Annotated in this window: 10 protein-coding genes and 1 tRNA gene; 1 reads left to right on the top strand and 10 read right to left on the bottom strand. The window is 50.6% G+C overall.

Annotation, left to right across the window (positions count from 1 at the left end; translation table 11 throughout):
• The first annotated feature begins 91 nt into the window (after positions 1-91).
• Positions 92-433, top strand: coding sequence for a DUF2853 family protein (locus Q1K24_RS02875; RefSeq protein WP_300365661.1), 342 nt, complete (start codon positions 92-94; stop codon positions 431-433).
• Positions 434-483: 50 nt separating this feature from the next.
• Here Q1K24_RS02875 and Q1K24_RS02870 read toward each other — a convergent pair.
• From Q1K24_RS02870 to Q1K24_RS02825, 10 genes are all read right to left on the bottom strand, one after another.
• Positions 484-561: transfer RNA gene (locus tag Q1K24_RS02870), tRNA-Pro, on the bottom strand.
• 46 nt (positions 562-607) lie between these two features.
• On the bottom strand, positions 608-1,648 hold the full coding sequence (gene mnmA / locus Q1K24_RS02865) for a tRNA 2-thiouridine(34) synthase MnmA (protein WP_300365658.1): 1,041 nt from the start codon (positions 1,646-1,648) through the stop codon (positions 608-610).
• 59 nt (positions 1,649-1,707) lie between these two features.
• Positions 1,708-2,577 carry a flagellar motor switch protein FliY gene (gene fliY / locus Q1K24_RS02860; RefSeq protein WP_300365656.1) on the bottom strand — a complete coding sequence of 290 codons (870 nt, stop codon included), beginning with the start codon at positions 2,575-2,577 and terminating at the stop codon, positions 1,708-1,710.
• Complete coding sequence (gene fliM, locus Q1K24_RS02855) at positions 2,570-3,649, bottom strand: flagellar motor switch protein FliM (RefSeq protein ID WP_300365653.1); 1,080 nt, start codon at positions 3,647-3,649, stop codon at positions 2,570-2,572. Before fliM ends, fliY begins: the two co-directional genes overlap by 8 nt.
• A 4-nt stretch (positions 3,650-3,653) precedes the next feature.
• Positions 3,654-4,334, bottom strand: coding sequence for an RNA polymerase sigma factor FliA (locus Q1K24_RS02850; protein WP_300365650.1), 681 nt, complete (start codon positions 4,332-4,334; stop codon positions 3,654-3,656).
• Entirely contained in the window at positions 4,331-4,666 is a 336-nt protein-coding gene (locus tag Q1K24_RS02845; protein ID WP_300365647.1) for a hypothetical protein, read from the bottom strand. The genes Q1K24_RS02850 and Q1K24_RS02845 overlap by 4 nt, the downstream gene beginning before the upstream one ends.
• Positions 4,667-4,731: 65 nt before the next feature.
• Complete coding sequence (locus Q1K24_RS02840) at positions 4,732-5,601, bottom strand: MinD/ParA family protein (protein WP_300365645.1); 870 nt, start codon at positions 5,599-5,601, stop codon at positions 4,732-4,734.
• Entirely contained in the window at positions 5,598-6,902 is a 1,305-nt protein-coding gene (flhF, locus tag Q1K24_RS02835) for a flagellar biosynthesis protein FlhF (RefSeq protein ID WP_300365642.1), read from the bottom strand. Before flhF ends, Q1K24_RS02840 begins: the two co-directional genes overlap by 4 nt.
• A complete protein-coding gene (gene folK / locus Q1K24_RS02830; protein WP_300365639.1) occupies positions 6,899-7,387 on the bottom strand; it encodes a 2-amino-4-hydroxy-6-hydroxymethyldihydropteridine diphosphokinase in 489 nt (162 codons plus the stop codon). The genes flhF and folK overlap by 4 nt, the downstream gene beginning before the upstream one ends.
• Complete coding sequence (locus Q1K24_RS02825; protein ID WP_300365636.1) at positions 7,384-8,406, bottom strand: aminopeptidase P family protein; 1,023 nt, start codon at positions 8,404-8,406, stop codon at positions 7,384-7,386. The genes folK and Q1K24_RS02825 overlap by 4 nt, the downstream gene beginning before the upstream one ends.
• Between the last annotated feature and the right edge of the window lies 1 nt (position 8,407).

Here is an 8,407-nt window from a genome sequence, read left to right as displayed (position 1 = left end):
AAGAATCTATTACGAAATTCTATGATAACAATTTGTGTTTGAAATGGTTTATGGTACAATATTCGATACCACACATGAAAAAGGAGAGCAAATGAGCAAACTGGACGAGAAAATCGAGAAATACACGGAATCGTGCAAAAAACTGGGCCTGGATGTGAGTGCAGAACTGGTCGAAAAGGTGACACGAGGTCTTGGACCTTCCATCTACAACGCCGATGCCGAATCGGTCTCCTGTTCGGATCCCGAGGAGTTAGCTCGCGTACGGGAAAACTTCCTGAAAAACAAACTCGGCCTGAAGGAAAGCGATGACGTACTTGATGCCGCGATCAAAGAGGTTTGTGAAGCCATGGGATCATCCAATCGCAACAAATACCGCGCACTCTTCTATGCGATGCTGACCAAAAAGTTCGGCAAAGAAAACGTTTACGCTTGATTCTGTACTGAGTTTTGATTTTTTCAAAATTGTCGGAAGTATGAAAGTGATGGTCGGGGTGAGAGGATTCGAACCTCCGACCTCCTCGTCCCGAACGAGGCGCGCTAACCAGGCTGCGCTACACCCCGCGCAATGCAGGCTGGAATTTTAACCAATTTTTTCAAAAAAAACAAGTTACTCCGATGCGGTGATCCATCCGCCTCCCAATAGTTTCTCCCCTTCATAAAAGACCGCCGCCTGGCCCGCCGCCACACCGTAAACCTCTTCCTGCAATTCGATGAGACCGTTTCTTTTCTCATCCAGCGTTACGCGACAGCGAATCGGCTTGGTACGATAGCGGATTTTCACATCGCACTCCAGGGTCACGATCTCTTTCGGCAGGTTGCAGCGCTCGATGAATATTTTCGTCGCAAGAAGCGTATCTTTCCTGGTGACGACGATTTCGTTGGTGTCGGGAAGAATCTCCTTGACATAGTGGGGCTCCTGGGCACCCCGCACGTGAAACCCCCGTCGTTTTCCGATAGTGTAGTGCATGTACCCTTTATGATGGCCAATGACGTTGCCCTCGGTATCCAGCACATTGCCGGGCATGTCGACATCCATATGCTCTTTCAAAACATCCACATAGGTCGTTTCGACAAAACAGATTTCGCTCGACTCCTTCTGGAGAGCGAAATCTTTGAGAGCTTCGATGTCGGCGGCATAGGCTTTGACATCCTCTTTCAGCCAGTCACCCAGCGGAAAGAGAATACGGGGCAGTACAGATTTGTCGATGTCAAAGAGAAAATAGCTCTGGTCTTTGCTCTTGTCCACGGCTTCCAGAATATTTTTGCCGTCATGCCGTACATAATGGCCTGTCGCCAGATAGTCGGCACCGATTTTGTCTGCATACTCCAACATCTTGCCGAATTTTATCTGGCGGTTGCAGACGGCACAGGGGTTTGGGGTAAGGCCCCTTTTGTAACTCTCCACGAAAGGCATGTAGACCGCTGCATCGAACTCTTCCGAAAGATCGAGTATCGAAACGTCAATCTCGAGATAATCGGCCACATGCCGCACCCGTTTGACATTCTCTTCGTAGTAGCCCGGTTTGTCGTGAAGCTTCATATAGACGCCGACTACTTCATACCCCTCGTCCTGCAGGAGTTTCGCCGTAACAGTGGAATCAACACCCCCACTCATTCCGACAAGTACTTTTTTCTTTTTATCACTCATACCGGGACTATACTACACAACGCCGGGAAAATCAACCCCACCCTGCTGCCGTTAACGATTTACGATTTCAAAGTCTCCAACCGGTCCCGTTTCGTTCCGATATGGGTGATCTGAACCCCGAAGTTTCCATCGACGATCACCACTTCTCCATAGGCGACCACTTTGTCGTCGACAAGAATTTCCAGCGGATCGTTCGCGAGCTGGTCCAGTTCAATAACGGAACCGATATCCATCGAAAGAACATCTTTCAAGAGCATCTTTTTGCTGCCGATCCGAACACGCAAAGGAAGTTTGACATCGAGAATCAGACCGATGTTTTTCATCTCGCCGTGATCGATCGGATGGACTTCTTCCGGATGCGTTTCGCTTCCTCTCGGTGGCTCGGCCGCTTGCTGGGTTGCGGCCGCGGCGTGCGGCGCATTGTCAATCAAAGCAACGAGATTTTCATCCAGCAGTGTCATGAAAATACCGTTGATGACACCCAGAGAAAAGTTGTAGGCTATCAGAGTGGCAAAATCGCTGAGATCAATATCCTCACCCTCTTCGAAAAAGCGGATATCCGAAATGTCGAATGTCAGATCGGGAAACTCTTTCTGTGCCTTCATGGCTGTCGACAGTGCACCGAAAATATTGGAGACGATCTCCTTGACCGCATCCAGATCGTCGGCATCCATCGTCGGCTTGCTCTCACCCTCTCCACCCAACATCATGTCGGAGAGTGCCGTGCCGAGCGTCGGCGACATAACGATGGCCATCCTGCCATTCAAATCACCGCTGGCATTTACGGTTATCACTGCCATCGGCGCGATGACATTGGAAATTTCTGTTATCTCTTCTCTATCTTTAAACGTAACATCGGGGCGCTGTCCTGTCAATCCCTCGATTGTTGCAGCCGTCTCTGTAGCCAACAACTCCAGCCAATCAGCCATTGACGACCTCCTCTTCATCATTTAGCGTATGCGCCAGTCGCAGCATTCTCTCGTGTTCTATCTCCTGCAGAATCTCTTTGACCTCATCTTTTTCATTGACGATCAACTCCGATACTTCAAGCGATTTTCTGAAACGTCTCAATCCAATCTTTCCGATAAATCGATCCTTGCCGTCGGCATTGATCACGGCCGTATCGTCTGCCGGCCGGTCGAGGCGGATAATATCCCCCTTTTTGAGGGTCAAAAGCTCTTTGAGACTCAACTCCGCATCACCCAAAAAAGCACTTACATTGACTCGCGCACCGCCGACCAGTGCTTTGAGTTCCTTGTTTCGACTCTTCTTGGCACTCGTTTCGGTCAGCATGAAGTCACGACTTCCCAGTTTGTTCAGAATCGATTCGAGTGTGATGACCGGATAACAGATGTTCATCATACCACTGGAGTGCCCGATGACGATCTCCATGACGACCATGACGACAATCTCGTTCTGCGCAACGATCTGGATCACATTCGGACTCGACTCTTTCGACTCGACATTCGGATAAATCTCGATGACCGGTGCCCATGCCTCTTTCAGAGTGCCCATGATGATACGGAGGATCGAATCCATCAGATTCAGCTCGATATCGGTAAATTCCCGTGTCGTTTCGTAGGGTTCCCCCGTACCGCCCAGAAGCCGGTCAACCATCGGGAATGCGATGGAGGGGTTGATCTCCAGAATACCGCTTCCATCCAGCGGTTTCATCGAAAAAACATTGAAACTGGTTGGGCTGGGCAGACTCATCAAAAATTCCCCGTAGGTCATTTGGTCAACCGAATGAAGCTGGATCTCGACAATCGAACGCATAACCGAAGAGATCTGGGATGCGAGAGAACGTGCCATCTTGTCATGAATACCGCGAAACGCCCGGAGTTGCTCTTTGCTGACACGGTTGGGACGCTTGAAATCGTAGAGGGTGATCTGACGCTGGTCGAAAACCTCTTCTTCGCTCTCTAGCGCTTCGGGTGTGCCTTCATCTTCGACCGCTTCGAGCAGCGCGTCGATCTCTTCCTGGCTGAGAATATCTGCCATCTCGCTATCCTATGCTGTCTCTGATTTTGGTAATGACACGCTTGTGCACCTGTGAAATCCTCGATGGAGTAATATCGAGAATTTCGGAGATCTCTTTATAGGTAAGCTCCTCGAAATAATACATCTGCATGATCATCTGGTCACGCTTGGGCATCGTTTCGAGAACCTCCATGATTTTCTCGATCAATTCCTCCTGTTCAATCTGGGCGAAGGTGTCTTTCTGTTCACTCTCCAGCTGATCATCGAGCGGCAGAACATTGTAGATCGCGGCAACACGTCGCACATCCTTGATCTTCTGCTCATCCTCCTGCAAAATTTCAGCGATATAACTGTTTTCGGGTTCGATACCGTGTTCGTCCATATATTGCGAAATGATTTCGTCGATCATTTTGATCAGTTTCCTGTTGGCACGACTGACAATATCGAGCGAGCGAAGATAGTCGAGCATCGCACCATACACACGGGTTTTTCCATATCCCCAAAACGAGTCGTTCTGCTTTTTGTCGTAACGGCGTGCGAGCTTGATCAGCTCTTCCGCCCCGATACTGACCAGATCGTCGAATTCAATGGAACGGGGAAGCCGCTCTTTGAGGCGATATGCCATCGCTTTGACGGCAGGAAGATACTGTACTGCCAGTTCATCCTGATAATGGCGGATCTGATCGTCGTAGCCTGTCGCCATCATCGTGTTTTGCCTTTTTTCATGTTTTTCATGTGATTGTCACCATTAGAAAAATATGCGTGATTTGTTTCAAATCCGGCTTCTCTCTGCAGCAGTTGGTTATAGAAATAGTCGAGTTTCCTGTCATATGCCTCTTTTTCGAAATGGACCCTGCCAAACTCCATAAAACGGATGAAAAGCGCCACACTGACATGGGCCAACATATAGAAAAAAAGCGTTGTGAGCATAATGATCGACAACATATCGAACGGATCATTCTGGGTCAAAAAGCCAACCATCAAGCCGCTGAAGAATCCAAAAACAACACAAAAAGCGATATAGTTTTCTTCACGCATGCTTTCCCTTCATGATGATACCGGACCCGACCCGTTTATCGTTGTCGTCTGCCAAAACATTTCCATTAAAATTGCCCCAGCAGCTTCTTGAAAAATGTGCCGATGCCACTCTCTTTCTGGCCTTCAAGCATTTTGTGTTCCTTTTTGTCCCCAAGCTGCACCGCGATCGTTTCGATGTCGGCGGCCGGCGCGATATTCGCCAGTTCTTTGCAAACCAGTACACGCTGTTTGACACTTCGGGCAACATAGGCATCACTGCGCACCGATCCAAGAAGTTTGAGTTCAAGATGTGTACCAATATTGCCGGATGCAACCTTCTGGATCGTATCGAAAATTTTCTGTCCCTCTTTGGCATTCTTGACCTGATTCACAATCATCAATATATCATGTTTGATTTTACTGATCACTTTGACCATCGCATAGGCATCGGTAATGGCCGCCGGATCGGGTACCGTCACGACGATGGCATCGTCCGCCGCTTTGAGAAACATCTGAATCGTATCACCGATGCCCGCGCCCGTATCGATGATCAGAAAATCGAGATTTTCGAGCATCTGCGCTTCGTCGATGAAACGGCTGACGATCGTCGCATCGGAGAATTTCAAAATCTCATCGCCGCTTTCGCCGGGAATCAGCCACAGGTTTTCATCGAGTGGTACGACGATCTCTTCGAATGTCGCTTCACCCTTGAGTACATGGAGAATGTTTTTCTCGGCCCGAACGTTGAACATGACATCGAGATTGGCGAGCCCGATATCGGCATCCATGATACCGACCTTGAACCCTTTCCGCGCAAGCACATAGGCGATATTGGCGCTCAACGTACTTTTCCCGACTCCGCCCTTTCCACTGGTTACCGCGATGACACGTGTCATACTGGCAGGATGCTTTTGGGCATCGACGAGTGCTTCAAGTCCCCTGGCCTGCGTACTCATTGCCTGCCCTTCTTCGCCTGGCCCACCATCAGGCATTCGACCAGATAATCACTGTCCGCGCACATCAGATCGTCGGGAACCTCCTGACCGACCGAAAGATAGCTGACCGGTTTTTCGGTTTCATACACCAGTGAAAAGATATTGCCGAATCCCCGTGTTTCATCGAGTTTCGTAAAAATCAGCGTATCGATACCGAGAGGTGCGAAGTTCCGGTATATCGCACGCAGATCCTCCAGCTTCGTCGGTGCACCCATAACGAGATTGACATCGATGCCGACATCGTTGTTCGATGCGAGAAACTGCTGCAGCTTGTCGATCTTCTCTTTGTCATACTGACTGCTGCCGACCGTATCGATCAGGATGATATCCATATGCTGCAGGGTCTGGAGTGCCGTGATGAACTCCGGTGGATCGACGACCGCTTCGATACCGATACGCATCATCTTCGCATACTGCATCAGCTGTTCGACCGCACCGATACGGTAGGTATCGAGCGTAATGATACCGACTTTGTACTTCTTCTCCATCAGGTAGGCATAGCGCGCTGCAAGTTTCGCCAGTGTCGTCGTCTTTCCGACACCCGTCGGCCCCACCAGCATCATAATCTTTTTCTGCGGCGGCACCAGGTCCTGTTCGAGCCGGACCGGTACCATCTTTCTCAGAAGCGTTCGGAAATAGCGGCGCACCGTCTGGGATGACGTGCGCATCTGGAGCGGCATATGCTCGAGCGTCAGACGCATGATCTCATCCAGATGGATACCATCCATGCCGCTCGTTTTGGCGATGCGGTAGATCTCCGCAAACTCCGGCGGAATGGTGTGGGAAAGGGGTTTTTTCTCCTCCCATACCATATTCTGGATCAGTTTGACTTTATCGGCGAGTTTGAACAGCTCGCTCTTGATCGCTTTGAGCTCCTCCATCTCCTGCTTTGAAACAGGTTCGGAAACAGTCTCTTCCTCGATTTCGAATTTCGCTTTCTGCTGTGTTTCAGGCTTTTCCACATTGGCAATTTCGGAAATCTGCCGGGCCGCCTCGGAGATATTGACAAGCACCTCCTCCGGATTCTCCATGATGCGATCATCCGTTCTCTTCGTCACACTTCTCTTTTGGCTGCCTTTTTTGACCGGTTTTTTCTGCGGCACATCTTCAATCGCCACCACCACTTCATAGAGTGCCGGCTGTGCCAAACTCTTTTTTCGAATCTGCTTGGTACTGACGACGAGCGCATCCTCTCCACACTCTTTCTGGGCCGCTTTGAGCGCCTGAGCCGGAGTCGGTGCCGTAAATGTCATCAACTTCATACACTCTCACCTTTTAAAAACATCAGAGGAATCATGACCGATTCACGTTCATGAAAATGGGGATGCGGCAGTCGCAGCCGCATCGTTTTCACACGCAATTGGTCGTAAAATATTATATCCAAATCGAGTGTTCGCGGGGCGTTTTTGAAACTTCTTCGCCGACCGAAACGCTTCTCGACCCACAACAGATAGCGCATCAACGCAGGCGGATTCAACCCGGTTTCGATGACCATGACAGCATTCAGAAAATCGGGCTGTTCGATGAACCCGAACGGCGGATTCCGAAGAAGCGGGGAGAGTTGCACCACATGGATTTGACCGCTCCGTTGAAGATAGTCCACCACCCGGTCGAAGCGTTTTGCAACATCGCCGATATTGCCGCCAATGCCCACGACAGCCCTGTGCCGCAGCCCCTTTGATGGAAATCGGGCTGGAAAGCGTCTCGATGCCAGCAGCCGGAACCCCTCTTGCAACTGCAGTGTCACAGGATCGTCGCCTTTCCGTGCTGCATCACCACCATATCCTCGATACGAATGCCGAACTCTCCCGGAAAATAGAGACCCGGTTCGATTGTAAAGACCATGCCGTCTTCGATCACACTGTTCCCACGTGCCGAAATATAGGGCATCTCATGAATATCGAGTCCGACGCCATGCCCCGTGGAATGGACAAAGTGTTCTCCCATCCCGCCTTTTTCGATCACCTCGCGCGCCAAACGGTCGACCTCCGCTCCCGTCATTCCGCTGCGCGCTTTTTCGATCGCGGTGTCATGCGCTTTCCTGACCAGATCATACGCCTTCTGAATCGTTTGCGAACCGAAGCTCTGATCATCTCCGAAATGGACCCCCTCTTTGATCGAGACGGTCCTGGTTCTGTCGGAGCAGTAGCGTCGATATTTCAACCCGGAATCGACAAGAAGCAGATCGCCGCGCTTCAGGGCCACATCGGTCGGAAGGGCATGGGGTTTGGCCGCATTGGCGTTGATCGCCACGATCGGATCGAAACTCAGATCGTACTCCCCATGGTGACTCATCGCTGCACCCATCTCGAAATGGAGCCGTTTTTCCCGTTTGTCGAGGCCGGAAAGATTGAGATATCCGGCGAATGTTTCGAACCCCTCCCTTCCCAGTTCGGCGGCTCTCTTCAACAGTTCGATCTCGTCGTTGCGCTTGATCATCCGTTTCTGATGCGAAAAATCGGGATGGGGAATGAAACGGAGATGCGGGAGCCTCTTTTTTAGTCCCTCCAGCATCTGGACACTCCAATCTTTCGGATCAAAAACGAGACGGCCCACACCGCTTCCACGCAGCAGGGCACGTGCCGTTTTGAGCAGATCGGATGCTTCGAGTACATCGGCGTTTTTCACCTGCTCGCGTGCCTCGACAATGTAGCGGCTGTCGGTAATGAGCCACGCTTCGCTTCCGAGACGAAGATAGAGCGCGTTGTCGCTGCTGTAGCCGCATTCGTAATAGATGGCGTTCTCGTCCCGGAGAATGTAGTTCATA

Origin of the sequence: Hydrogenimonas sp. (assembly GCF_029932565.1) — a bacterium.
Classification (GTDB): domain Bacteria; phylum Campylobacterota; class Campylobacteria; order Campylobacterales; family Hydrogenimonadaceae; genus Hydrogenimonas.
Note: the sequence above shows the minus strand (reverse complement) of the source record. Positions and strands in the feature narration are given on the sequence as shown.

Excerpts from the sequence above, each read along its gene's own strand:
- Q1K24_RS02875 (WP_300365661.1), top strand. The coding sequence starts at position 92 with ATGAGCAAACTGGACGAGAAAATCGAGAAATACACGGAATCGTGCAAA.
- mnmA (WP_300365658.1), bottom strand. The coding sequence starts at position 1,648 with ATGAGTGATAAAAAGAAAAAAGTACTTGTCGGAATGAGTGGGGGTGTT.
- fliY (WP_300365656.1), bottom strand. The coding sequence starts at position 2,577 with ATGGCTGATTGGCTGGAGTTGTTGGCTACAGAGACGGCTGCAACAATC.
- fliM (WP_300365653.1), bottom strand. The coding sequence starts at position 3,649 with ATGGCAGATATTCTCAGCCAGGAAGAGATCGACGCGCTGCTCGAAGCG.
- Q1K24_RS02850 (WP_300365650.1), bottom strand. The coding sequence starts at position 4,334 with ATGATGGCGACAGGCTACGACGATCAGATCCGCCATTATCAGGATGAA.
- Q1K24_RS02845 (WP_300365647.1), bottom strand. The coding sequence starts at position 4,666 with ATGCGTGAAGAAAACTATATCGCTTTTTGTGTTGTTTTTGGATTCTTC.
- Q1K24_RS02840 (WP_300365645.1), bottom strand. The coding sequence starts at position 5,601 with ATGAGTACGCAGGCCAGGGGACTTGAAGCACTCGTCGATGCCCAAAAG.
- flhF (WP_300365642.1), bottom strand. The coding sequence starts at position 6,902 with ATGAAGTTGATGACATTTACGGCACCGACTCCGGCTCAGGCGCTCAAA.
- Q1K24_RS02825 (WP_300365636.1), bottom strand. The coding sequence starts at position 8,406 with ATGAACTACATTCTCCGGGACGAGAACGCCATCTATTACGAATGCGGC.